Below are 23030 nucleotides of genomic sequence, written 5' to 3' on the forward strand. Positions count from 1 at the left end.
GTTTCCTTCGCTCGTCGTTCGCTTCTCAGTCGGCCAGGTGGACGTCGAAGAGGTCTTCGGGGCCCGGGAGGTCGGCGGGGTGCTCGGGGTCGGGATGCCACTCACCGTCATCGCAGGTGAGCGCGGGCAGGGTTGCGTCAGCGGGGCCGGTCCCGGGCAGCTCGAACGTGCAGGCCGGTTCGATCACCGCGGTGGCGGTCGCCTTCGCGTGCATGTTCTCGGTGCCGGGGACGATGGAATCGCCGACGGCCTTGGTGGTCTCGACACGCACGGTGTAGCCGGGAAGCGGCCCGTCCGCCCGCCCGCACGGCCCGAGCTTGGCATCGTTCTGCGCGGCCAGCTGTTTGGCTCGCTCGCAACCGCCGAACACCGCATCTGTGGCATGGAAGACGGCCTGCCACTTGGTGGGGTCGCGCACGATCCTCGTCCACTCGTCGGTGAGCTGGTCCCTGGTGTCCAGGGCCGCCGCGAGCGCTGCCGCGTCCGCCGCCGTCTGGGCCCCGTTGCGATTCGCCCCGGCCTGACCCACGGCGAGGTAGGCGAGCGCCAGAAAGAGCAGACCCGCCACCACCATGATGTAGATGGGGAAGGCCTGCCCTGCGTCTGCCGACCGTGAGGACCTCGTCAGCCCGAGATGACCTGGTTGATCTTGTCGGTGATCGCGTTGTAGATCGTCTGCCCGATGTCCGTTCCCGTGATCGCCAGGACGATGGCCACGACCACCGCGATGATGCCCAGGTACTCCACCGCCGTCTGGCCCTTGTCGCTGCGGGCGGCGCGGGCCTGGACGTACGCGACGGTGGTGTGGATCCAGTTCCAGTTGGTCATGCTGTTCCCCTCCGGGTGTCGCGTGACCGGCTCGCTCGGCGCCGGTGCCGCTGTCGGCCTCCTGAGCGTAGGCCTGAACGCCCGTTCCGGCTAAGGGCCTCAGGGCCCAATGCCGGGCCCAATCCCGACTCGCCATAGCCCGTCTCACCCCACCCCTCGCCGGGAGGCCCCCGCGGTCGTCCCCAGCCACTTGGCCGCGGCCTCGGAGCGGCTGCTGCTGTGCAGCTTGGCGAAGATGCGGTTGATGTGGTTCTTGACCGTCTTCTCGCTGATGAAGCAGGTGGCGGCGATCTCCCGGTTGTTCATGCCCGACGCGATGAGATCCATGATCTCCGCCTCCCTCCCGCTGAGCGTGTGCCTCGCTCCACCCTCCGCTTCCGATACTCTCATGAGTGATTGCAACTGCGAAAGCGATTCGCCTGAAGTCAGAGAAAACAGGGGAACAGAGTCCGGTTCGTCGTGTGCAGTAGCACTTTGCTGGATATGCGCCAGGACCGCTGTCGCCGCCGTCGGGGTGAAGTGGGCCCGGCCCACCGTCACGTCCCGCACCGCCGACGCCAGTTCCTCCACGGTGAACTCCCCGTGCACCAGGCAGCCCCCCGCCCCACCCCGCAGGGCTCGCTGGAGGACTTCCGCCTCGTGGCTGTACGTCAGCACCAGCACGTGGGCGATCCGGGCCAGGTGGGGCAGGGCCGAGAGGCCGTCGACGCCGGGCATGCGGACGTCCAGCAGGACGACGTCGGGCCGGTGCCGGAGGGCGGCCTCGCAGGCCTCGCGGCCGTCCGCCGCCTCCGCGACGACGGCGATGTCGTCCCGGTCGCGGAGCAGGGCCGTCAGACCCGCACGGACGACCGGGTTGTCGTCGGCCACGATCACCCGTACGGGGGCGGGTCGGGGCGGCGGGGGGAACAGGGGGTGCACGGCGCCCGGGGGCGGCGGTCGGTCCGGCATGGCATGGCTTCCGTTCGGGTGGGGGGTGTCGTTCACGGGCGGGACCCGGTGAGAGGGAGCTCCAGGCGGACTTCGGTGCCCCCGGGGTGCGCGCCGCGGCCGATGTGGATGCGGGCGCCGATGGCGGCGGCCCGCTCCACCATGCCGACCAGGCCGAAGTGGCCGTCGCGGCGCAGCTGTTCGAGTGTGGCGCCGTCGGGCAGGCCGCGCCCGTCGTCGCACACGCTGATGCACAGGCGGTCGCCGTGGACGCCCGCGTGGACGTCGACCCGCGTGGGATCCGCGTGGCGCTGGACGTTGTCCATGGCCTCCGAGGCGATGGTCAGCAGATGGCGGGCCACCGTGGGCGGGACCGGCAGCGTCGCGCGGTCGCCCGTGGCGTGGTAGCTCGCGGCCAGACCGGTGCGGTCGGCGAAAGCCCGCGTACGCGCCGCGAGTTCGGGCAGGACGTCGATCTCCTGCCCGGCGTCCGGTGCGTCCCGGCGCAGTTCGGTGAGGAGCTCGCGGGACTCGGCGGCCGCGCGGCGGGCGGCGCGGGCCACCAGGTCGGCGTCCTGCCGCACCCGCGCCGGGTCCATGTCCGGCGAGCCCGCCGACCGGGCCAGGGCGTCCGCCGCGAGGGCCACCCCCTGCAGCGTCTTGGCCACGGAGTCGTGCATCTCCCGGGCCAGCCGGGCGCGTTCCGCGGCGACCGCCTCGGTGACGGCGAGACGCGCGCGGACGGTGGTCAGCGCCTGGGTCGCCGAGCCGAACCGCAGCATGAGCCGGCGCAGGGTGGAGCCCAGCGCGCCGGTGATGACGCAGAGGCCGGGCAGCAGCAGCCGCTCCGCGACGCCGGTGCCCGGCCCGGCCCGCAAAGCCGCGTAGACCAGCAGCAGGATCAGCGACTGCAGGGAGGCGAAGCAGGCGGCGCCCCGCCAGCCGTACACGATGCCGGCGAGCAGCGGGGTGCAGACGCTGACGTAGGCGAGGGTCGTGTCCGGGCCCGCGGAGATCAGCAGCAGCGCGCCGAACAGGGTGTCGACGGCCAGGAGCGTGGGGTGGCGCAGCAGCAGCGGGCCGAAGCGTTCCCAGTCGCGGAAGAGGACGTACGAGCCCATGAAGGTGACGACCACGGCCGCGCCCACCAGCCGGACGCCCATGCCGGGCGCGGCGTTGAGGAGCGCCGGGGGCGCGGCGACGGCGATCATCGCGAGCCGGAACCCGAAGACCTGCCGGCACATCGCCTGCAGGGCGTTCACCTGGAGGGAGATGTCGTCCAGTCCCGGCGTCCCGGAGTCCCCGGACCGGTTGACCGCCGCCCGTACGGCCGCCGCCCGTGCGACCGCCGTCCGTGTGATCGCCGCCATCGCCCTCTTCCCCGCTCGCCTAGTCGCCCGTGAGGGGGCTGAAGTCGGTGCCCGAGCCGAGCAGGAGGCCGGCGCCGAGCAGGAGCATGGTGGCCGGGACCATGAACGTGGTGATCATCAGGGTGGCCCGGGGCACCGCGCGGGCCGCCTTGCGACGGGCGTTCTGGGCGTCCGTGCGGCGCATGTCCCTGGCGATCGAGACCAGGGTGTCCACGATCGGCGCGCCGAGCTCCTCGCCCTGCTGCAGCGCCGTGACGAACATGGCGACCTGCTCGGAGTCGTTGCGGCGGCGCAGCTCGGCGAAGGCCTCGCGGCGGCTCACGCCGAGGTCCATCTGACGCAGGGTGATGCGGATCTCGTCCGCCCAGGGTCCCTCGTATCTCGACGCGACCCGGCCGAGCGCCTGCCGGAAGCCCAGCCCCGCGCTGACCACGACGGCGAGGACGTCGAGGAAGTCGGGCAGCGTCCGCTCGATGACGTCCTTGCGGACGCGGATCGCCGCCCAGATGCCGACCTCGGTCCAGAACGCGGCGAACGCGAACAGGACGAGAGCCAGGACGATCCTGCCCTGCAGGAGGAAGACCAGCCCGCCGAACCCGCCCAGCGCGCCGTACACCGCGCGCCGGGCCGCGTACCGGTCGAGGGTCAGGCCGCCCGGGTTGCCCGCCAGGTCTATCTTCCGCCGGTACCTGGCCACCTGCTTGGGGCCCATGAGGCGCAGCACGGCGGGGGCGTACCGCATGCCCATCCGGTCGACGAGGGAGTCGACCGCGCCGGTGCGGGTGGCGCCGACCTCCAGGGCCAGCGCAAGGTCCGGAGGGAGCTTGGCGTCCGCCCGGTACATGCGCACGCCGACGAAGACGCCCCAGACGCTCAGGCCCATGACGGTCGCGAGCAACAGTTCCATGGTTCGTGCTCCCTTCCCTGCGGCTCAGACGTCGATCCGGGACATGCGGCGGATGAGGACGAAGCCGACCGCGTACAGCGCGAAGGCGATGATGACGGCGCCCTGGCCGAGCGGCGAGCCGGTCATGCGTTCCAGGGCGCCGTCCTTGACCCCGTTCATCAGGAAGAGGGAGCCCACTCCCAGCACCGGCACGGCGTAGGCGGTCGTGTTGACCTGCGACAGCTGGGTGCGCACCTCGCGCCGGGTCTCCTTGCGTTCCTCCAGCGTCTCCGTCAGGTTGCGCAGGGCGCCCACGACCTGGCCGCCCGCGCGGTTGGAGAGGACCAGGGTGGTGACGAGGACGACGAGTTCGCGGGAGGGGAGACGGTCGGCGAGTTCGCCCAGGGCGTCGTCCATGGAGTGGCCCACCGCCAACTGGTTCGCCACCTTGGCCAGTTCCTCTCCGGCCGGCGCTTCCAGCTCCTCCGCCGCCATGCCGACCGCGGTGCGCAGCGCGAGTCCGGCGTGGGTGGCGTTGGCCAGGATGCGCGCGAGTTCGGGGAGTTGGTTGATGAACTTCTCGATGCGTTTCTGGCGCTGCCAGTTGAGGAACTGCCAGGCGGCCCAGACGCCGAGGAGCCCGGCCAGCGGGCCGAAGAAGGGGGCCAGGGTGGCCTGTCCGATCAGCCACAGTCCGGCCACCGCCGCCAGCATGCAGGCGAAGAACTCGCCCGGCGTCACGTCGAGGCCGGTCGCCGCGAGCCTCAGCTCCAGCTTGCGGCCCGCCTTCGTGCGGCGCAGCCGCCGGTCCAGGCCGCGGAAGCGGCGCCGGCGGCCGGTGCCGGAGACCTGGCCGGTGTGGGAGAGGCGTTCGACCAGTTCCGCCCGCTGCGCCCGGCCGCGCCCGTAGGCGTGCAGGCCCGCGACGGCCAGGACGCAGGTCAGGAGGGCCACGCCGGTGGTGAGGGCGGTCAGGGTGTCGAGGTCCATGGGCGTCACCGGGTTTCCCTTGTCGTCAGTTCGTGTGCCGCTCGCGCCACTCCGAACGCCTGCGGGATCGGCTGGCTCGCCATGTACAGGCGGTCCGCGGTGCGGCGCGGGAGCGGGAAGTACTCGAAGGCGCCGTGGACGCGGCCGTCGGCGGTCATCGGCCGGGCGTTGAAGCGGGCGATCGTGGCCAGCCGGTACGGTTCCCCGCCGTGGCTGTCGAGCAGGGCGATCTCGGTGACGCGGCGCGCGCCGTCGGCGAACCGGGTGAGCTGGACGACGACGTCCACGGCGCTGTTGATCTGGTCGTGGAGGGCGACGAAGGGGATCTCGACCTCCGACATCGAGGCGAGGGTCTGCAGCCGCATCAGGGCGTCCTCCGCGCTGTTGGCGTGGACGGTGGCCAGGGAGCCGTCGTGGCCCGTCGACATCGCCTGGAGCATGTCGAGCGACTCGCCGCCGCGGACCTCGCCGACCACGATCCGGTCCGGGCGCATCCGCAGCGAGTTGCGGACCAGGTCGCGGATGGTGATGCGGCCGTTGCCCTCCACGTTCGGCGGGCGGGACTCCAGCCGGATCACGTGGGACTGCTGGAGCTGGAGCTCGGCCGAGTCCTCGATGGTGATGATGCGTTCGCCGTCCGGGATCAGACCGGAGAGCGCGTTCAGCAGGGTCGTCTTGCCGGTGCCCGTCGCGCCCGAGACGATCACGTTGAACTTCGCCTGCACCAGCCCGGCGAGCAGGTACAGCATCTGCTCGTCCAGCGAGCCGAACCCGACCAGCTCGTGCAGGGTGAAGGAGCGGGGGAAGCGGCGGATGGTCAGGATGGGGCCGGTGAGCGAGAGCGGCGGGATGATCACGTTGACGCGCTCGCCCGAGGGGAGGCGGGCGTCGACCATCGGGTTCGTCTCGTCCACCCGCCGGTTGACGGTAGAGACGATGCGTTCGATCGTCTGCATCAGCTGGTCGTTCGACGCGAAGCGCAGGGGGAGTTGTTCCACCCGGCCGCCGCGCTCGACGAAGATCGCGTCCGGTCCGTTCACCATGATCTCGGTGATCGACGCGTCCTCCAACAGCGGCTCCAGAATGCCGAGGCCGAGCGCCTCGTCGACGACCCGGCGGATCAGCTGGGACCGTTCCGCCGTGGACAGCACCGGGCCCTCGCGGCTGATGATGTGCCCCAGCACCCGTTCCAGGCGGGCCCGGCGCTCGGCGGCGGCCAGCGAACTCATCTCGGCGAGGTCGATCTCCTCCAGCAGCTTGGTCCGGTAGGAGGCGACCAGATGACCGTCCTCGCCCCGTCCGTTCTCCTCGGGGGAGGTGATGCGCGCCCGCAGGCTCATGTCGGATGCCCTTCCCTCAGTGGTCGACCGGCATCGTGGCCGTCCGGTGGGCCTCGAAGTCCCCGACTCCGGGGATGACGGACGGGATGGTGACGGTGGAGGTGACCCGGACCTCGTCGCCGGAGTACGCGGGCGCGCAACCGGCGTGCAGCCAGCTGCTGACCGCCCGCGCGCAGTCCCCCGCGTAGTCCCCGTGCAGGGACGCGCTGCGAGCCCCCGTACGGGCCGCCGTCCCCGCCTGCTGCGCGCCGTAGGCGACCAGGCCGAGCTGTACGGCCGCCAGCGCCACGGCGAGCAGCACGGGCAGGAACCCCAGGTACTCGATGGCCGCCTGCCCCCGGTCGCGCCCGGGGCCGCGTCCGGGCCCCGGCCGCGCGCCCGGCCCGCGCCCGCTTCCTCGCCTCCGGTACGCCATATCAGTGGCCGTCCTCTTCCTCGACCGCGCCCGCGTGGGCGTGCACGGTGAACGGCAGGTCGAGGGCGCCGGGGAAGAGGACGGGCACGTGCAGGGTGACGTCGGCCGTCACGAAGCCGCTGCCGCCGCAGCTCACCTCGGCGTCCGCCCGCCACGCGTCGGACAGCTTCTCGGTCCCCGCCTCCTGACACACCGCGCCCCGCTCCCCCGGTGCGGCCGCCGTCCCCGCCCGCACCGCCTCGTCGGCGGCATTCCCCGCGAGCGTGTACGTGTATCCCAGGAGCACTAACTGCCACACCACGACCAGGGTCACGATGATCAGCGGGGTCATGCCGAGGAACTCGACGGTGACCTGGCCCCGGTCGCGCGCACGGGAGGCCCTCGCGAGGCTCCTCGCGAACACCCTGGCGCGCACCCCTGCCTGCCGTGCGCTCATCTCACTCCCTCCGCCGCCGGAACCCCGCCGGGCCCCGGTCCGGGCCGCGTCCGCGTCCGCCGCCCCTGCGCACGAGGGCCGTCTCCGGCCCCTTGACCAGCCCCAGTTCGCCGGCGAGCGCCCACAGCGCCTGGCGGACGGCGCCCCTGCCGTCGAGGGCGTGGACGCGGCCGGCGTCGACCGCGGCCTGGAGTTCCTTGAAGTTGGCGGGGACCGTGGTCGCGGCGACGGCCGTGCCGGTGATCTTCTGGATGAGCGAGGGCTGGATCTCGGTGCCTCGGGTGTGGCGGTTGACGACCACGGTCGTCTCCTCGGCCTTGCGGATCTGGAGCCGGTCCCACATGCGGACGGTGCGTTTGGCGCCGCGGACGGCGACCACGTCGGGGGTGGTCACCAGCAGGGCGCGGTCGGCCAGTTCGACGGCGACCGCGCCCGCGCCGCTGAGCTGGGCGCCGCAGTCGACGATCACGACCTCGTAACGCGAGCGCAGGGCGGTGAGGATCTGGCGGGCGGCCCGGTCGGTGACCTCCTCGCCGCGCTCGCCCTCGCCGGGGGCGAGCAGCAGGGCGACGCCGGTGTCGTGGCGGAAGACGGCCTCGGCGAGGATGCGGGGCGAGATGTCGGCGATGGCGGCGAGGTCGACGACCGAGCGGCGGAACTGGACGTCCAGGTAGGAGGCGATGTCGCCGGCCTGCAGGTCGAGGTCGACCAGGGCGGTGGGGCGGCCGGAGGCCTGTGCGGCGAGGGCGAGCTGGACGGCCGTGAGGGTCGCGCCGACGCCTCCCTTGGCGCCGCTGACGGTGACGACGGTGCCGCCGACGCCGGTGAACACGTCGCCGCCGTGGCCGAGGTGGCGTCGTACGCCGACCGACCACTGGGCGACGGCCTGGACGCGGTTGGCGAGGTCCTCGTAGCTCAGCGGCAGGGTGACCAGGCCGCGGGCGCCGGAGTCCATGGCGGCGGCGAACAGGCCCGGTCCCGCGTCGGTGGTGACGAGGATGACGCCGACCGCCGGGAAGCGCAGCGCGACCTCGCGCACCAGCTCCAGCGCCGGTACCGGGCCGATGCGTTCGTGGACGACGACGACCTCGGGCAGCTCGTCGACGGACTCGGCGGCGAGCCGGGCGAGGGTGTCCACGAGCTGGGTGGAGTCGCCGACCGGGGTGACCGGTTCGGCGTCCGGGAGCTGGCTGAGCAGGGTGGTGAGGGAACGGACCGCGTCCGCGTCGCCGACGGCCGGGAGGATCCTCGTGGGCATGGGCGGCGGCCTCTCACTTGTCCGTGGCGAGTTCGTACGTACGGTCCTTGTCGGGGACCGTGGCGCTGCCGCCGGGTGCGACAAGGGCGAGGCGGACGCGCTTGGCGAACGACTCCGCGTACGTGATGCGCTGGGCGTCGAGGGTGGACAGCGCGAAGGTGATGGGGACGGCGTCGGTGGCCGTGCGGTTCCGGTCGTTCGCGTCCGGCTCCAGGGCCTTGATCTCCCCGACGTCGAGGACGCGGGCGCCGGTGACGATGATCTTCGACTGGTCGGGGTCGCTCTCCTTCGCGCCCTCGAAGGTGGCGTAGACGTTGACCGACGACCCCGGGGTGATCTTGCCGGCCACTCCGGTGGCCGCGTCCACCATGATGGCGACCTCCTGCTGCCCCGGCTGCAGGGCGGGCTGGTCGACGATCATGTCGCTCTGCAGCAGCGAGCCCTTCCTGAGAGTCGTCACGGCGATCTTGCCGCGGAGGGCGGCCAGGTCGGTGACGGCGTTCTCGGACAGCCAGCGCTCCGGCATCTCGATCTTCTTGAACTGGTCCGCGGTCAGGGTGGTGTACGGCGCCACGTCGGCGCGCAGTTCGTACGCGGTGACCTCGGGGCCGACCTTGGACTTCACGTCGTCCATGACGGAGAGGACGCCGGCGAACGCGCCGAGGGCGCACACCACCGACAGGAGCAGGAGAATCACGCCGCGGCGCTGACGGGAGTTCATGAGCCGTACAACCTCGTCGGGGGTCGGGTCGGGCGGGCGGGAACGGGCGGGCGGGTCATGCGGGATCAGCCGCCCGAGGTGAGCGCACGGGCGGCGGGGGCCGCGCCGGCGGGCCGGGCGGTGAGTTCGGCGGCGGAGGGCGGGGTGGCGGAGCAGAAGACGCAGCGGTCGCCGATGACGTCGATGCCGCACCAGTGGCACACGCTCTGCCGGACCGAGGCGACCAGTTGGTAGAGGACCGACAGGTCGGGCAGGTAGGCGCAGAACTCGATCGCCTTGCCGGTGCCCCACCAGTCGGCGGACTCGGCGGGCAGCGTCGTCTCCCGCAGCCCCTGGGCCTTCCAGGCGGGGGCGAGGACATCGGTGACCCAGTCGGACTGCAGCTGGCCGCGCGCGACCAGCAGCCAGGTGCCGAACTCGGGTCCGGGCAGCGTGGTCTCGGGCGTCGCGCGCACCAGCTGCGGCTGGGGATGGGCGAGCACGCCGAACTGGCTGCCCGGGACCCAGGAGCGGGCGTGCGACTTCAGACCGACGCCGGGGACGCGGTCGAGGCGGGCGACCGAGCCGAGGAGGGCTCCGGCGTGCAGGTAGTGGGTGAGCAGCCGGCCGGCCGAGGCGATGACGCCGGGGCCGAGGTCGCAGGAGGCGAGCTGGCGCAGCTGGCGGGCCAGGACGGCCACCGCGAGCGGCGGGAGGTCGGGGCGGAAGAGCGCGATGCGGTCGCTCTCCAGGAGGGAGCGGACGGTGTGCAGTCGCTGTTCCAGCGCGGCCGGCACGGCCTTCGAGTACAGGACGATCACGTGCCCGTGCTGTTCGACGAGCGTCTGCACGGCGGCGAGGGCCTGTTCCAGGGGCTGCCGGTCCAGGTCGGCGAGGACGGTGGCGGGCAGGGTGCGTTCGTCCTGGGGCGCCAGCGCCAGGTCGGCTCCGGTCACGGCAATGGCTGTTGGCACGCGCAGCTCCCCGATTCCCGCGGTCCGGTCCACCGGCGTTACTCCGGTGCACCGGGGTGACTTCATTGCGTGACTACCTCAGCACTGTATCCAGCCCCCTGTGGCCGGAGAACAGCTTTCCGTTACTGCCTGACATCTCTTCTTTGCGCAACTCGCAGCAAACCGGGGCAGGTTACGCGGCGATCACCTCCACCGGGCCTCCACGGGCGGGCCTCTTGACAACGGAATTGGTCTGGACCAACTTGTTGTCATGTCCCCACTTAAGCGAGTGACACGACTCTGGCCGGGAGCCGCGGGCGCCGTCGCCGCCGCCCTCGTCCTGTCCCTGACGGGCGCGGCTCAGGCGTCCGCCGCGGACCTGAACAACGCCAGGAACGCCGGCTTCGAAGCCGGCCTGGCCGACTGGACCTGCACAGCGGCGAGCGGCACGACGGTCCCCTCCCCCGTGCACGGCGGCGCGTCCGCCCTCCGGGCGACGCCCGCCGGGCAGGACAACGCCCGGTGCAGCCAGACGGTGGCGGTGAAGCCCCACTCCTCCTACACGCTGAGCGCCTGGGTCCAGGGCGGCTACACCTACCTGGGCGTCACCGGCACCGGCACGACGGACGTCTCGACCTGGACCCCGGACTCGCCGGCGTGGAAGCAGCTGTCGACGACGTTCACCACCGGAGCGTCCACGACCTCGGTCACGGTGTACACGCACGGCTGGTACGGCCAGGCGGCCTACTACGCCGACGACGTCTCGGTGTTCGGCCCCGACGGCGGCGGAGGCGGCGACCCGGCCCCCACCGTGCCGGGCACGCCGGGCGGCCTCGCCGTCTCCGGCACGACGTCGTCGTCGGTGTCGCTCTCCTGGAACGCGGTGTCCGGCGCGACGGCCTACTCCGTCTACCGCGGCGGCACGAAGGCGACGACGGTGACCGGGACCTCCGCGACCGTGACCGGCCTGACCGCCTCGACGGCGTACGCCTTCCAGGTCACGGCGGCCAACGCGGCGGGCGAGTCCGCGAAGTCGGCCGCCGTGACGGGCACGACCGCCGCGACGGGCGGGGACACCGGCGGAGGAGCCCTGCCCAAGCACGCCGTGACGGGCTACTGGCAGAACTTCGACAACGGCGCCACCGTCCAGAAGATCTCCGACGTCCCCTCGGCCTACGACATCATCGCGGTCGCCTTCGCGGACGCCACGTCGACGCCGGGCGCGGTGTCCTTCACGCTGGACTCGGCCGGCCTCGGCGGCTACACGGTCGACCGGTTCAAGGCGGACATCAAGGCCAAGCAGGCGGCCGGCAAGAAGGTCGTCATCTCCATCGGCGGCCAGAACGGCACGGTGTCGGTCAACGACGCGGCGTCCGCGGCGAACTTCGCGAACTCGGTGTACGCGCTGATGCAGACGTACGGCTTCGACGGCGTCGACATCGACCTCGAGAACGGCCTCGACCCGACGTACATGTCCCAGGCGCTGCGCTCCCTGTCCGCGAAGGCGGGGTCCGGGCTGATCCTGACCATGGCCCCGCAGACGATCGACATGCAGTCGACGTCGAACGGCTACTTCCGGACCGCGCTGAACGTGAAGGACATCCTCACGGTCGTCAACATGCAGTACTACAACAGCGGTTCCATGCTGGGCTGCGACGGCAAGGTGTACAGCCAGGGCTCGGTGGACTTCCTGACGGCGCTCGCCTGCATCCAGCTGGAAGGGGGCCTGGCGCCGTCCCAGGTGGGCCTCGGCGTGCCGGCCTCCACCCGCGGCGCCGGCAGCGGCTACGTCTCCCCGTCCGTGGTGGACGACGCCCTGGACTGCCTGGCGAAGGGCACGAACTGCGGCTCCTTCAAACCCTCGAAGACCTATCCCGGTCTGCGCGGCGCGATGACCTGGTCGACGAACTGGGACGCGGCGGCGGGCAACGCCTGGTCGTCGGCGGTGGGCCCGCACGTGCACGGGCTGCCGTAGAGCGGCGAGAGTCCGGCGCGGCGCCGGCGGGAAGGTGATCGGACTGCCTCTCCGTCGGCCCGCTCGGACGAGCGGGCATGCTACGAGGCGGTCGCGAGCAGGGGGAGCATCGACTTCGGCTCCTGGGTGGCCCGCTCGCGCACGCACGAGCGGCCTTTCTCCTCGTCGTCCCACACGTAGAAATTCCTTGCTGTGAGCGGCCGGCGGGGGACGACCGCCGCGCCGGCGCCCGCAGCCGCTCCAGGCCGGCCAGGATCTCGGCGCGGTTCTCCGATCTCTTCATCCATGCCGGCAGCCGGTCGCACATCGCCCTCGTCGACCGCCATCCGCCCCGCTCGCGCAGCCGGGCCCCGACGAACGACGCCAGCGCCTCCATGTGCTCCTCGTCGTACGCCCACAGGATCCGGCCGGCGCAGCGGGTCTGCAGCCACAACGGCCGCCGGAAGAACGGGTCCTCGGTGCCGCCGGGCACCGCGCCTACCCGGCTGGATCCTCGTGTCCGCGGTTCCCACTCGGCCGTCGCGCCGCACCCGGCGCACACCAGCCGGCGCGGCTGGAACAGAAGATCCGTGCAGTACCGGGGCACCGGGACGCCCGGCCGGGGAGCCACCAGGGCGCGGCCGCCGCAGCGTGGGCAGACCACCAGCGCGCGGGCGGTGAAGCAGGCGAGCGGGGCCCCCGGGTCCTGGTGACGGGCGGGCCCGGCGTCACCTCCGTCCGGACCGCGCGACCGCTCGGACGCCATCGGCTAGTAGCCCGACGGCCGGTAGTGGCCCAGCACCCAGGCCAGTTGCGCGAACCAGCCCTGCAGCCGCTCCCTCGGCTTCGCCGCCACCACGCATTCGTAGACCCTGCCGTCCAGGTGGACGACGGCCACCATCAGCGCCTTGCCGCCGGGGCTCGCCTTGTAGTGCACGCTGCGGATCTCGGGCCACGGGAAGTCGACGGTGATGTCGTACATCTCGAAGGCGACGCCCGACGCGTCGACGACGACCGAGTTGTGCTTGTCGACCGCCAGGAACTCCGGTCCCGGCCGGGGCGGCCCGGCCTGTGGTGCGACGGGCTGGGGCGGGACGGGCTGGGGCGGGATCGCCTGCGGGGCGTACTGCGGTGGGGGCGGGCCGAAGCCCGGGGGCACGGACGGCGGTGGCGGCGGCTGGTCTGTCACAGCCGAAACCTACCCGGCGCCCCCTGTGGGCCCGCTTTCGGTCCGCCGTGAAACATTTCCCGCCTCCCACCGCATCAGTGAGGTGAGGAGAGCACGCCGACCGGTACAAGCGCAGGCGCAGCACAGGGGGAACATTCATGAGGCAGTCCGCCCACGCGGACGAGTACGCCGAGTTCGCGGCGGCGCGCTCCGGCCATCTGTACCGCTCGGCGTGTCTGCTCACCGCCGGGGACACGCACCTCGCCGAGGATCTCGTGCAGGAGACCCTCGGCAGGCTGTACCTGCGCTGGGGGCGCGTGTCCCGGGTCGACAACCCGGCCGGATACGCGCAGACGGTCCTCACCCGCACCTTCCTCGCCCACCAGCGCCGGCGCAGCAGCCGCGAGCGGGCCGTGGCGGCGTTCCCCGACGTGGCCGACCGCGCCGGCGCCGACATGTCGCTGCGGCTGACGCTGTTGCAGGCCCTGGGCCGGCTGCCCGCCAAGGACCGGGCCGTGGTGGTCCTGCGGTACTGGGAGGACCGCTCCGTCGAGGAGACCGCCTCCGCGATGAACGCGAGCTCGGCTGCGGTGCGCACGCGCTGCTCCCGGGCGCTCGGACGGCTGCGGGAGCTGCTCGGCGAGGACATGAGCGAGTACGCCAGACCCTGAGCCGCCGGCCACCCGACGCCCCGGCTGACGACGTCCATCCATCCCCCGCGAGAGACGGTGGTTCACCATGCCCGTAGACCAGCACAGCGATCCCTTCGAGGACCAGCTCACCGCCGCCCTGCACGAGGCCGGCGGCGCCTTCGGCAGCCCGGGCGGCGCGCTCGTGGCCGCCGGCCGGGCGCGCGGGCTCCGGCTGCGGCTGCGGCGCAGGGCCGCCGTGGCGGGCGGTGCGGCCGGTCTGGCGCTCGTGGGGGTGGGCGGGGCGCTGCTGACGCCGTGGAACGGCGCGTCCACCGCGAAGCCCTCCTCGCTCGCGGCCGGCGGCAGCGCCGCGCCGAAGGCCTACTCGGCCGACGACGTGGTCCGCACCCTGCGAAAGCTGCTGCCGCAGGGGAAGTTCACCCCCTCGGACGCGCGCGGCACGGGCGGGGACCTGCCTCCGCTCGCGGCGGGCGCGTTCGACGACGGCAAGGGGGCGGGGTCCCTCTCGGTGGGCCTGGAGCGGATCCGCTCCGACGCCGCCCGCGAGGTCAATCCGTCCGCCGCCGTGCTGCCCTGCCCGGAGAAGGGCGCGCAGTCCCCCTTCGACAGCTGCGTCACGGAGCTCCTGCCCGACAGGTCGGCGATCACCGTCTACCAGGGCTACGAGTATCCCGACCGCCGTGAGGACACCAAGGCGTGGGGCGCGGACCTGGTCACCCCGGCCGGGCACCATGTGAGCGTCATGGAGTGGAACGCCGCGGCGGAGAAGGGCAAGCCGGTGACCCGGCCCGAACCACCGCTGACGGTCGCCCGGCTGAAGGCGTTGGCCGCGGCCTCCGACTGGCGGCGGATCATCGACGCCATGCCCGGGGAGGGGAAGCAGGGTCCCCTGTCCTCCTCGCCGGGTTCGGCCGGATCGCCCGCCCGGCCCGGGGAGATGACCGGCCGGCTCATCCTGCGCAAGCTCAGCCTCCTGCTGCCCAAGGGCCTGGAACGCGTCACGCACGCCAGCCAGGAGACCGGGTACGCCTGCTTCGTCGTCGACGACGGCAAGGGCGCAGGCCTGGTCCAGGTCAACGTGCAGCCCGGAATGTCCGGTTCGGCGGACGAGCTGTACGGCTCCGGCGCCGAGACCCTCCCGGACGGGACGCGCGTCGCGACGGAAAAGGGACCGGGCGAGAAGGGCGGCGAGGGCGTCGTGATGTGGACCGTCGACACCCTGCGCAAGGACGGCCTGCGGGTGGTGATCAGCGCTTTCAACGCCGCCGCGCAGGACGGGGCCGCGACCCGGGCGAAGCCCGTCCTGACGATCGGGCAGCTGCGGACGATCGCGCTCAGCCCTCGCTGGCGGAGCGCCCAGGACTGAGGGCGGAGGAACGGGGATGGACTGGCCTTCCGGCTCCGGACCGGGCGTCGGCGCGCAGGGCGGGGATCTCCCCGCCCGTGCCCGGCTCGCCGATCACCGGACATAGGCACGACACGTACTCAACGGCTCGCGCGTGTGATCGCTTTCGCCGGATGCGGGCGCAATTACACTTCGCGGCCGGTCGTGCGCCGTTTTTTCGCATGGTTCCGGCCATCGGCGCTTCGTCGTCCCTTGACCTGTCCATGCCATGGACTGACGATGAGCGGCACCGCACCGCCGCACACGGCAAGCGCACAGCCCCCACGACCCGACTCCCCACAAGGAGAGTTCATGCGACTTCGCATTCGCGGTTCAGGCGCCGGCGTCGCGAGCGCCCGCAGCGGCCGGCGGACCGCCGCCCTCGCCGCCCTGCTGGCACTCGCCCTCGCGGCCCCCCTCTCGGCCACGGTCACCGAGGCGGCGGCGGGCGGCGCCCCGAAGACCCCGGCGTCCTCCGACGACGTCCGGCAGTACGAGATCCACGTCCGGCACAGCACCCCGCAGCTGCGCACCGCGATCGCCGCGTCCGGCGTGAGCGTCGACGAAGCCGACGCGGAGACCGTGGTGGTCTCCGGCCGCGCGGAGCAGATCCGCGCGCTGCGCGCGCAGGGGTACGAGGTCTCCGCGCTGGGCTCGGCGCCGGACCGGGCCGCACAGAGCGGGACGCGGCTCTTCGACTTCCCGTCCGCCGACGCGAAGTACCACAACTACGCCGAGATGACGGCGGAGATCGACCAGCGCATCGCCGCCTATCCGGGCATCATGAGCAAGCGCGTGATCGGCAGGTCGTACCAGGGCCGGGACATCATCGCCGTCAAGATCAGCGACAACGTGGGCGTCGACGAGGCCGAGCCGGAGGTGCTGTTCACCCACCACCAGCACGCCCGCGAGCACCTCACCGTGGAGATGGCGCTCTACCTGATCCGCGAGCTGGGCGCCGGCTACGGCACGGACCCGCGGGTGACGAACATGGTCAACGGCCGTGAGATCTGGATCGTCCCCGACCTCAACCCGGACGGCGGCGAGTACGACATCGCCACCGGCTCCTACCGCTCCTGGCGCAAGAACCGCCAGCCCAACTCCGGCTCCTCGTACGTCGGCACGGACCTCAACCGGAACTGGAACTTCAAGTGGGGCTGCTGCGGCGGCTCTTCGGGGTCCACGTCCTCCGAGACCTACCGGGGCGCGTCCGCCGAGTCCGCGCCCGAGGTCAAGGTGGTCGCCGACTTCGTGCGCAGCCGGGTGGTGGGCGGCAAGCAGCAGATCACCGCGGGGATCGACTTCCACACGTACAGCGAGCTGGTGTTGTGGCCGTTCGGGTACACCTACTCCGACACGGGGACGGGGATGACCGCGGACGACAACGCCGCGTTCAAGGCCGTCGGGCAGAAGATGGCCGCGAGCAACGGGTACACGGCCGAGCAGTCGAGCGACCTGTACATCACGGACGGGTCGATCGACGACTATCTCTGGGGCACGCAGAAGATCTTCTCGTACACCTTCGAGATGTATCCGACGTCCGGTGCGGGAGGCGGGTTCTACCCGCCCGACGAGGTCATCGAGCGGGAGACCTCCCGCAACCGGGACGCCGTGCTGCAGCTCCTCGAGAACGCGGACTGCATGTACCGGTCCATCGGGAAGCAGAGCCAGTACTGCGCCTGACTAGTCGGCGTCCTTGACGTCGGCGTCCTTCGCCTCGGCGTCCTTGACGTCGGTGCCGTCGGCGCCGGTGTCGGCGTCGGCGTCTTCGGGCGTGGGCTGTCCGGCTTCCGCGTCCTCGGCGTCGCCTTCTTCGAAGTAGGCGTCGAGGACCGCGTCCAGCCGGTCCTCCCACTCCTGGAAGAGCGCCCGGGCCGTCGCCTCGATCTCGATCGGGTACCAGCGGCGGTCAGGCGTGTGCACCGTGATGGTGAACCGCTTGCCGAACCGCGGCGACTCCGTCTCGACCGCGGCGATCTCGTCCCAGCGGAACTCGCACGCCTCCTCGTCGAGACGGAGGCGGACGCCCCGGGCGTCGGCGGTGAACCGGGCACGGCGGTCGGAGGCCTCGAAGACGGGCCCGTCGGCGGGCTCCTCCTCGGGGGACTCCGTCTCCTCGGCGGACTCCCCCTCGACGGCGGACTCCCCGGCCGCGGGCTCCGCGCCCTTCGCGTCCTCGGCCTTCGCGTCCTCGGCGTTCACCTCCCCGGTGTCGACGACCTCGTCCTCGGCCGGCGCACCGTCCGACGGCTTCGCGGTCGCGGGCGACGTGAGCCCGGGGATGAATGCCGGGTCGAACCCGGCGCCCTCCAGGGGCTGGCTGCTCGAACCTATACGCTGCTCCACAGCGGGCAGTATGGTCGAAGATCCTGTGCCGGACACAGCCAGCCCCTACTTCGTTACGGGAGTTGCGCACCGGATCCCGGCGAGACCTAGACGAAGAGGCTCAATACGGCCGCCATCGCGAACCCGGCCACGGAGAGCACCGTCTCCAGCACGGTCCACGTCCTGAGCGTGTCGCGCTCACTGATGCCGAAGTACTTGGCCACCATCCAGAACCCGCCGTCGTTGACGTGGCTGGCGAAGATCGAGCCCGCCGAGACGGCCGTGATGACGAGGGCCGCGAAGGCCTGCGAGTGGTCGCCCCCGGCGAGCAGCGGCGCCACGATGCCCGCCGTCGTCACGATGGCCACCGTCGCCGAGCCCTGGGCGACTCGCAGCACCACCGAGATCAGGTAGGAGAGCACGATCACCGGCAGGCCGACGTCGTGGAAGGTGTCCGAGAGAGCCTGGGCCACCCCGCTCGCCTTCAGGACGGCGCCGAAGACCCCGCCCGCGCCGACGACCAGCAGGATGTTGCCGACCGGCTTCAGCGAGGCCGTCGAGACCGTCTCCAGCGACTTGCGGGACCAGCCGCGCCGGATGCCCAGCAGGTAGTAGGCGAGCAGCAGGGCGATGGTCAGCGCCACGAACGGGCTGCCGAAGAACTCGATCACCGAGCGGCCCGTGGAGGGGTCCAGGGCGATCGAGGAGAACGTGGCGGCGAGGATCAGCACCAGCGGCGTCCCGATGATCCCGACGACCGTGCCGAGCGGCACCGGGTCCTCGCGCGGCGCCACGCCCTGCGCCCGCTGCTCCTCGACGACGGCCTGCTTCGCCTCCGCCGCCGCCTCGACCATGTCCTGCGGCACGGCGACGAAGATGCGGCGGCCGACCCACGCCGCGTACGCCCAGGCCGCGAGCACCGCCGGGACGCCGCAGACGACGCCCATGAGGATGACCCAGCCGAGGTCCACGTGGAGCAGTCCGGCGGCCGCGACGGGGCCGGGGTGCGGCGGCAGGAACGCGTGCGTCATCGACAGACCGGCGAGCAGCGGCAGGCAGTACAGCAGGATCGACTTCCCGCCCCGCCGCGCGGCCGCGTAGACGATCGGGGCGAGCACGAAGATGCCGACGTCGAAGAAGACCGGGATGCCGAAGATCAGGCCGGTGAGTCCCATGGCGAGGGGCGCGCGCCGCTCGCCGAACAGGCCGAGCAGCCGGGACGCCAGCACCTCGGCGCCGCCGCTGACTTCGAGGACCGCGCCGAGCATCGTGCCCAGGCCGATGATGATCGCGACATGGCCGAGGATGCCGCCCATGCCGGACTCGACGGTGGAGACGGCGTCCGAGCGCTGGACGGTGCCGAAGAGCTCGGTCACGGACAGGCCGGCCAGCAGGCCGACGGCTATGGAGACGGCCAGCAGGGCCACGAAGGGCTGGAGTCTGACCTTGATGATCAGGTAGAGGAGGAGGGCGATGCCGAGGGCGGCGACCGTCAGGAGGCCTGCGGTGCCGTCGATCAGCAGGAGCAGCCCGCCGGTGTGGGGCGGGGCCTCGGCGGGTGCGGCCGCCGCGAACGAGGGGGACATGGGGGTCCTCTGGTCGGGTGCATCGGGCTTTCGGGCAGGGGGGATCGCGGCACGGCGCACCCCTGCGGCGGGGGCGCCGTGCCGTGCGGCCGTACCGGGTACGGGGCGAGGCGGGTGTCAGCGGGAGAGGGGTGTCGGCCGGGCAGCCGTCGGCCGGGCGGCCGTCAGCCGAGGACGGCGAGCGCGTCGATCTCGACCAGGAGGCCCGCCGGCAGGCCCACGTAGACGGTGGTGCGGGCGGCGGGCGGGGCGGTGAGGGCCTGCTCCTCGAAGTAGGCGTCGTAGAGCTCGTTGAACTCGGCGAAGTGCGCGGTGTCGGTCAGGTAGACGCGGATCATCATCACGTCGTCCCAGCCCGCCCCGCCCTCCCGCAGGATCGCCTTGACGTTGGCGAGGGTCTGCAGGGTCTGTTCGCGCAGGGTGGGCCCGGCGGGGGCCGGGGGCTTGCCCGGCTCGGCGGGGAGGAAGCCGACCTGGCCCGCCACCTGCAGGATGTTGCCCTTCCTCACGCCGTGCGAGAACTTCGCGGGCGGTGTCGTGTGCGTGCTGGGGGTGAGCGCGGTCTTGTCGGTCATGCGGCGTTCATTCCTTCGCGGCTTGCGTGATCGGGTTTCTGCCGGAGTACTCGCCGCTGACGGCGTCCGCCGCGCGGCGCACCAGCGGGAGCAGGGTGAGGAGTTCGTCGGCGGTGACGACGACGTTCGGCGCGGAGACCGACATCGCGGCGACCACCCGGCCGTCGGCGCCCCGGATCGGCGCGGCGACGCAGTTGATGGACTCCTCGTGGCCGCCGAGGTCGGTGGCCCAGCCCTGTTCGCGCACCTTCTCCAGTTCCCGCAGGAACGCGGGGGCGTTGGGCGTCGAGCGGGCCGTGTACAGGGGATAGTCGAGCTTCTCGGCGACGGCCCGCCGCTCGGGCTCGGGCAGGTCGGCGAGGAGCAGCTTGGCGACGGCGGCGACCGTGATGGCGACGGGCCGGCCGATCCGCGAGTACATGCGCACCGGGTAGCGGCTCTCCACCTTGTCGATGTACAGGACCTCGCCCTCCTCGTGGACGGCGAGGTGGACGGTGTGGCCGCAGGCCTCGTTGAGGCGGGCGAGGTGGGGGTGGGCGATCTCGCGGACGTCGAGGTTCTCCATCGCCTCCTGGGCGAGGGCGAAGAGGCGGGCGCCGAGGCGGTAGCGCTGGTCGGACTGGCGGTAGACGAGGCCGTGTTCGTGGAGGGTGCGCAGCAGCCTCAGGGCCGTCGACTTGTGGACGCCGAGGCGGTCGGCGACCTGTCCGAGGTCGGCGGGGCCTTCGGCGAGCAGCGGCAGGATGCTGAGGGCGCGGTCGACGGTCTGGCTCATGGGGTGCGTGCCTCCTCCGGTGCGGCCGGGCCTTGCGTCCAGCCCGGGCCGAGTCGCAGTCTCCCCCACGCGGTGTCGTCGAGGGCGGCGAGCCGGTCGGCGTGGCCGCGGGACGGGGGCGTGGCGAGGTCGCCGGGGACCGTGAGGGCTGCGGCCGCCATGAGGTGCCCGTGCCGGAGCCGGTCGCGCAGGGGCAGCCCGCGCAGGGTGGCGGAGAGGAATCCGGCGGCGAAGGCGTCCCCGGCGCCGACGGCGGCGACGACGTCGACCCGCGGGGCGGGGACGTGCAGGACGCGTTCCCGTTCGAAGACGGTGGCTCCGCGCGCCCCTTGTTTGACGACGAGCACCTCGGGGCCGGGCAGCGCGGCCCGTACGGCGTCGACGCCGTCCAGTCCCCACACGTCGGCCGCCTCGTCCTCGCCGACGAACACCAGGTCGGCCCCGCGGGCCAGTTCGAGCAGGACGCGGGGGCTGTTGCCGTCCGTCCACAGCCGGGGGCGGTGGTTGACGTCGAAGGAGACGAGGGGCCGGCCGGGCCGGGGGGCGGTGAGTTCGCGCAGCAGGCCGAGGCAGTCCGCGGAGAGGGCCGCGGTGATCCCGGTGAGGTGCAGCACCCGGCCGGCGCGTACGGCGTCGAGGTCGACGGTGTCGGCGGCCATCGCGGAGGCCGCGGACCCGGCACGGTAGTAGGCGACTTCGTGGTCGTCGCCCGCCCGGTCGGCGGCGGTGCGGAAGTAGACGCCGGTGGGGCGCTCCGGGTCCCTGCGCACGGAGCCGACGTCGACGCCGTAGGAGCCGATCGTCTCGACGAGGTGGTCGCCGAAGCCGTCCGCGCCGACCCGGCCGACCCAGCGCGCCGGGTGTCCGGCCGCCGCCAGGGCGCAGGCCACGTTGGACTCCGCGCCGCCGATGCCGCGTTCGAAGGAGGGCACGTCGGCGAGGCGGCCGGGGCGGGAGGGCAGGAGCGCGACCATGGACTCGCCCAGCCCGACGACGTCCACGACGTCGGGGGCGTTGCCGGATCCGGTGGCGGTCACGATCGTCGTGGCTCCTGTGCTGGTGCGGGCGAGCGAAGCGAGACGGGGGTGGGGTCCGCCCGGCCGAAGGCTGGGGGAGGCTCCGTTGACCCGGCGTTGGCCGAGATGTTAGACAGCGCTGAGCGACATACGCAATGGGCGTTGCGCACGTTGCAACGCTCCTGATCAGGGAGGTTCCATGAGTACCGAGGCACTGGCGGCGCTCGCCGGGCTGGCCGAGGAACGCGTCGACCACCGCTTCAAGGGCCTCCCTCCGGACGCCGACGGCCTCACCGTCGGCGAGCTGGCCGCCCAGCGCCGCAACCTCTTCACCGGCGGATTCACCACCCCGGTCCTGGCCCTGTCCGCGGAGCGGCTGGAGCACAACCTCGCGCTCATGGAGACGTACGCGGCCCGGCACGGCCTCGCCTTCGCGCCGCACGGCAAGACCTCCATGGCCCCGCAGCTCTTCCGCCGGCAGCTCGAGCGCGGCGCCTGGGGCATCACCCTGGCGGTCCCGCACCAGGTGTGGGTGGCGCGCGCGTACGGCGTCCAGCGGGTCTTCCTCGCCAACGAGCTGGTGGACCCGGCCGCGCTGCGCCGGATCTCCGCCGAGCTCGACTCCGACGACGGCTTCCGCTTCGTCTGCTACGTCGACTCGGTGCGCGGCGTCGAGCTGATGGACGCGGCGCTGCGCGGCGCGCGCCGCCCGCTCGACGTCGTGGTCGAACTGGCCGCCGGCGACGGCGCCCGCACCGGCGTGCGCACGGAGCGGGAGTGCGCGGCGGTCGCCGACGCGGTGGCCGCCGTGCCCACCCTGCGGCTGGTCGGGGTGGCGGGCTACGAGGGCGAGGTCCCGGGGGCCGACCCGGAGCGGGTGCACACCTGGCTGCGGCGGCTGGTCGGCCTCGCCGCCGGCTTCGACGAGGCGGGCCGGTTCACGGACGCCGAGGAGATCGTCGTCAGCGCCGGCGGCAGCGCCTGGTTCGACGCGGTCGCCGACGTCTTCGCCGGGATCGGCGAACTCTCCCTGCCCGTGCTGAAGTTGCTGCGCTCGGGCGCGTACGTCTCGCACGACGACGGCCACTACCGCAAGCTGACGCCCTTCAACCGGGTGCCCGGGGAGGGCGCGCTGGAGCCCGCGTTCCGGCTGTGGGCCCAGGTCGTCTCGCGCCCCTCCCCCGACCAGGCGTTCGTCAACGCGGGCAAGCGCGACGCGGCCTACGACCTCGACCTGCCCGTCGCGCAGACGATCCGCCGCGACGGCACACAGCGCCCCGCCACCGGCGTCGAGGTGACCGCGCTCTCCGACCAGCACGCCTGGCTGCGCACCACCGCCGAGGCGGACGTCGAGGTCGGCGACTGGATCGGCCTCGGCCTGTCGCACCCCTGCACGTCCTTCGACAAGTGGCCGCTGATCCCGCTCGCCGAGGCGGACGGCACGGTCGTCGACTACATCCGCACGTTCTTCTGAACCGCCCGAGCGGA

23 protein-coding genes are annotated in these 23030 nt (G+C 72.7%); 5 read left to right on the forward strand and 18 right to left on the reverse strand.

All coding sequences use genetic code 11. From position 1 onward, the window contains the following. Positions 1–25 precede the first annotated feature (25 nt). The 12 genes from Sri02f_RS21095 to Sri02f_RS21150 all read right to left on the reverse strand — a co-directional run bounded on the left by Sri02f_RS21095 (position 26) and on the right by Sri02f_RS21150 (position 10127). A complete protein-coding gene (locus Sri02f_RS21095; protein ID WP_109003193.1) occupies positions 26–628 on the reverse strand; it encodes a pilus assembly protein TadG-related protein in 603 nt (200 codons plus the stop codon). Beyond that, on the reverse strand, positions 625–828 hold the full coding sequence (locus Sri02f_RS21100) for a Flp family type IVb pilin (RefSeq protein ID WP_109002871.1): 204 nt from the start codon (positions 826–828) through the stop codon (positions 625–627). The genes Sri02f_RS21095 and Sri02f_RS21100 overlap by 4 nt, the downstream gene beginning before the upstream one ends. A gap of 144 nt (positions 829–972) precedes the next feature. Next, complete coding sequence (locus Sri02f_RS21105) at positions 973–1779, reverse strand: response regulator (protein WP_109002872.1); 807 nt, start codon at positions 1777–1779, stop codon at positions 973–975. A gap of 32 nt (positions 1780–1811) precedes the next feature. Next, on the reverse strand, positions 1812–3128 hold the full coding sequence (locus Sri02f_RS21110; protein WP_373865111.1) for a sensor histidine kinase: 1317 nt from the start codon (positions 3126–3128) through the stop codon (positions 1812–1814). A gap of 19 nt (positions 3129–3147) precedes the next feature. Next, on the reverse strand, positions 3148–4035 hold the full coding sequence (locus tag Sri02f_RS21115; RefSeq protein ID WP_109002873.1) for a DUF5936 domain-containing protein: 888 nt from the start codon (positions 4033–4035) through the stop codon (positions 3148–3150). Between the two features lie 24 nt (positions 4036–4059). Continuing rightward, positions 4060–5004: a type II secretion system F family protein gene (locus tag Sri02f_RS21120; protein ID WP_109002874.1), complete on the reverse strand. Its 945-nt coding sequence runs from the start codon at positions 5002–5004 to the stop codon at positions 4060–4062. Positions 5005–5009: 5 nt separating this feature from the next. Continuing rightward, a complete protein-coding gene (locus tag Sri02f_RS21125) occupies positions 5010–6344 on the reverse strand; it encodes a TadA family conjugal transfer-associated ATPase (protein WP_109002875.1) in 1335 nt (444 codons plus the stop codon). A gap of 16 nt (positions 6345–6360) precedes the next feature. Next, positions 6361–6759, reverse strand: coding sequence for a TadE/TadG family type IV pilus assembly protein (locus Sri02f_RS21130; protein ID WP_109002876.1), 399 nt, complete (start codon positions 6757–6759; stop codon positions 6361–6363). Between the two features lies 1 nt (position 6760). Continuing rightward, positions 6761–7090 carry a pilus assembly protein gene (locus Sri02f_RS21135; protein ID WP_245970738.1) on the reverse strand — a complete coding sequence of 110 codons (330 nt, stop codon included), beginning with the start codon at positions 7088–7090 and terminating at the stop codon, positions 6761–6763. Positions 7091–7196: 106 nt separating this feature from the next. Further along, a complete protein-coding gene (locus tag Sri02f_RS21140) occupies positions 7197–8453 on the reverse strand; it encodes a CpaE/TadZ family protein (protein WP_109002878.1) in 1257 nt (418 codons plus the stop codon). A gap of 13 nt (positions 8454–8466) precedes the next feature. After that, positions 8467–9174 (reverse strand): Flp pilus assembly protein CpaB, encoded by a 708-nt coding sequence (gene cpaB / locus Sri02f_RS21145; protein ID WP_109002879.1) that lies wholly within the window; start codon positions 9172–9174, stop codon positions 8467–8469. Between the two features lie 65 nt (positions 9175–9239). Beyond that, entirely contained in the window at positions 9240–10127 is an 888-nt protein-coding gene (locus Sri02f_RS21150; protein WP_245970711.1) for a hypothetical protein, read from the reverse strand. 250 nt (positions 10128–10377) lie between these two features. Between Sri02f_RS21150 and Sri02f_RS21155 the strand changes: the two genes are divergently transcribed. Then, a complete protein-coding gene (locus tag Sri02f_RS21155; RefSeq protein WP_109002881.1) occupies positions 10378–12081 on the forward strand; it encodes a chitinase in 1704 nt (567 codons plus the stop codon). A gap of 748 nt (positions 12082–12829) precedes the next feature. Here the strand turns inward: Sri02f_RS21155 and Sri02f_RS21165 are convergent. After that, entirely contained in the window at positions 12830–13249 is a 420-nt protein-coding gene (locus Sri02f_RS21165; RefSeq protein ID WP_109002882.1) for a hypothetical protein, read from the reverse strand. A 137-nt stretch (positions 13250–13386) separates the two neighbouring features. On the opposite strand from Sri02f_RS21165, the gene Sri02f_RS21170 reads away from it, so the two are divergent. The 3 genes from Sri02f_RS21170 (at position 13387) to Sri02f_RS21180 (ending at position 16948) form a co-directional block, all read left to right on the forward strand. Continuing rightward, a complete protein-coding gene (locus Sri02f_RS21170; protein ID WP_109002883.1) occupies positions 13387–13899 on the forward strand; it encodes a SigE family RNA polymerase sigma factor in 513 nt (170 codons plus the stop codon). Positions 13900–13966: 67 nt separating this feature from the next. Then, positions 13967–15247 (forward strand): hypothetical protein, encoded by a 1281-nt coding sequence (locus Sri02f_RS21175; protein WP_109002884.1) that lies wholly within the window; start codon positions 13967–13969, stop codon positions 15245–15247. Positions 15248–15577: 330 nt separating this feature from the next. Further along, positions 15578–16948, forward strand: coding sequence for a M14 family metallopeptidase (locus Sri02f_RS21180; RefSeq protein ID WP_109002885.1), 1371 nt, complete (start codon positions 15578–15580; stop codon positions 16946–16948). Here Sri02f_RS21180 and Sri02f_RS21185 read toward each other — a convergent pair whose 3' ends face one another. The 5 genes from Sri02f_RS21185 to Sri02f_RS21205 all read right to left on the reverse strand — a co-directional run bounded on the left by Sri02f_RS21185 (position 16949) and on the right by Sri02f_RS21205 (position 21563). Further along, entirely contained in the window at positions 16949–17611 is a 663-nt protein-coding gene (locus tag Sri02f_RS21185; RefSeq protein ID WP_109002886.1) for a hypothetical protein, read from the reverse strand. Between the two features lie 86 nt (positions 17612–17697). Next, positions 17698–19176, reverse strand: a complete 1479-nt coding sequence (locus Sri02f_RS21190) for a GntP family permease (RefSeq protein WP_109002887.1) — start codon at positions 19174–19176, stop codon at positions 17698–17700. Positions 19177–19340: 164 nt separating this feature from the next. Beyond that, positions 19341–19751 carry a RidA family protein gene (locus tag Sri02f_RS21195; RefSeq protein WP_109002888.1) on the reverse strand — a complete coding sequence of 137 codons (411 nt, stop codon included), beginning with the start codon at positions 19749–19751 and terminating at the stop codon, positions 19341–19343. Positions 19752–19758: 7 nt separating this feature from the next. Then, a complete protein-coding gene (locus Sri02f_RS21200) occupies positions 19759–20526 on the reverse strand; it encodes an IclR family transcriptional regulator (RefSeq protein WP_109002889.1) in 768 nt (255 codons plus the stop codon). Beyond that, positions 20523–21563 (reverse strand): sugar kinase, encoded by a 1041-nt coding sequence (locus Sri02f_RS21205; protein ID WP_167467588.1) that lies wholly within the window; start codon positions 21561–21563, stop codon positions 20523–20525. Before Sri02f_RS21205 ends, Sri02f_RS21200 begins: the two co-directional genes overlap by 4 nt. A gap of 178 nt (positions 21564–21741) precedes the next feature. Between Sri02f_RS21205 and Sri02f_RS21210 the strand changes: the two genes are divergently transcribed. Further along, positions 21742–23016 (forward strand): amino acid deaminase, encoded by a 1275-nt coding sequence (locus Sri02f_RS21210; protein WP_109002891.1) that lies wholly within the window; start codon positions 21742–21744, stop codon positions 23014–23016. Positions 23017–23030: the final 14 nt, after the last annotated feature.

It is taken from the genome of Streptomyces rishiriensis (assembly GCF_003112535.1).
Lineage (GTDB): Bacteria > Actinomycetota > Actinomycetes > Streptomycetales > Streptomycetaceae > Streptomyces > Streptomyces rishiriensis.

Coding starts and splice junctions, on each gene's coding strand:
- Sri02f_RS21100 (WP_109002871.1), bottom strand. CDS start 828: ATGACCAACTGGAACTGGATCCACACCACCGTCGCGTACGTCCAGGCC.
- Sri02f_RS21105 (WP_109002872.1), bottom strand. CDS start 1,779: ATGCCGGACCGACCGCCGCCCCCGGGCGCCGTGCACCCCCTGTTCCCC.
- Sri02f_RS21110 (WP_373865111.1), bottom strand. CDS start 3,128: ATGGCGGCGATCACACGGACGGCGGTCGCACGGGCGGCGGCCGTACGG.
- Sri02f_RS21115 (WP_109002873.1), bottom strand. CDS start 4,035: ATGGAACTGTTGCTCGCGACCGTCATGGGCCTGAGCGTCTGGGGCGTC.
- Sri02f_RS21120 (WP_109002874.1), bottom strand. CDS start 5,004: ATGGACCTCGACACCCTGACCGCCCTCACCACCGGCGTGGCCCTCCTG.
- Sri02f_RS21125 (WP_109002875.1), bottom strand. CDS start 6,344: ATGAGCCTGCGGGCGCGCATCACCTCCCCCGAGGAGAACGGACGGGGC.
- Sri02f_RS21130 (WP_109002876.1), bottom strand. CDS start 6,759: ATGGCGTACCGGAGGCGAGGAAGCGGGCGCGGGCCGGGCGCGCGGCCG.
- Sri02f_RS21135 (WP_245970738.1), bottom strand. CDS start 7,090: ATGACCCCGCTGATCATCGTGACCCTGGTCGTGGTGTGGCAGTTAGTG.
- Sri02f_RS21140 (WP_109002878.1), bottom strand. CDS start 8,453: ATGCCCACGAGGATCCTCCCGGCCGTCGGCGACGCGGACGCGGTCCGT.
- cpaB (WP_109002879.1), bottom strand. CDS start 9,174: ATGAACTCCCGTCAGCGCCGCGGCGTGATTCTCCTGCTCCTGTCGGTG.
- Sri02f_RS21155 (WP_109002881.1), top strand. CDS start 10,378: ATGTCCCCACTTAAGCGAGTGACACGACTCTGGCCGGGAGCCGCGGGC.
- Sri02f_RS21170 (WP_109002883.1), top strand. CDS start 13,387: ATGAGGCAGTCCGCCCACGCGGACGAGTACGCCGAGTTCGCGGCGGCG.
- Sri02f_RS21175 (WP_109002884.1), top strand. CDS start 13,967: ATGCCCGTAGACCAGCACAGCGATCCCTTCGAGGACCAGCTCACCGCC.
- Sri02f_RS21180 (WP_109002885.1), top strand. CDS start 15,578: ATGCGACTTCGCATTCGCGGTTCAGGCGCCGGCGTCGCGAGCGCCCGC.
- Sri02f_RS21190 (WP_109002887.1), bottom strand. CDS start 19,176: ATGTCCCCCTCGTTCGCGGCGGCCGCACCCGCCGAGGCCCCGCCCCAC.
- Sri02f_RS21195 (WP_109002888.1), bottom strand. CDS start 19,751: ATGACCGACAAGACCGCGCTCACCCCCAGCACGCACACGACACCGCCC.
- Sri02f_RS21200 (WP_109002889.1), bottom strand. CDS start 20,526: ATGAGCCAGACCGTCGACCGCGCCCTCAGCATCCTGCCGCTGCTCGCC.
- Sri02f_RS21210 (WP_109002891.1), top strand. CDS start 21,742: ATGAGTACCGAGGCACTGGCGGCGCTCGCCGGGCTGGCCGAGGAACGC.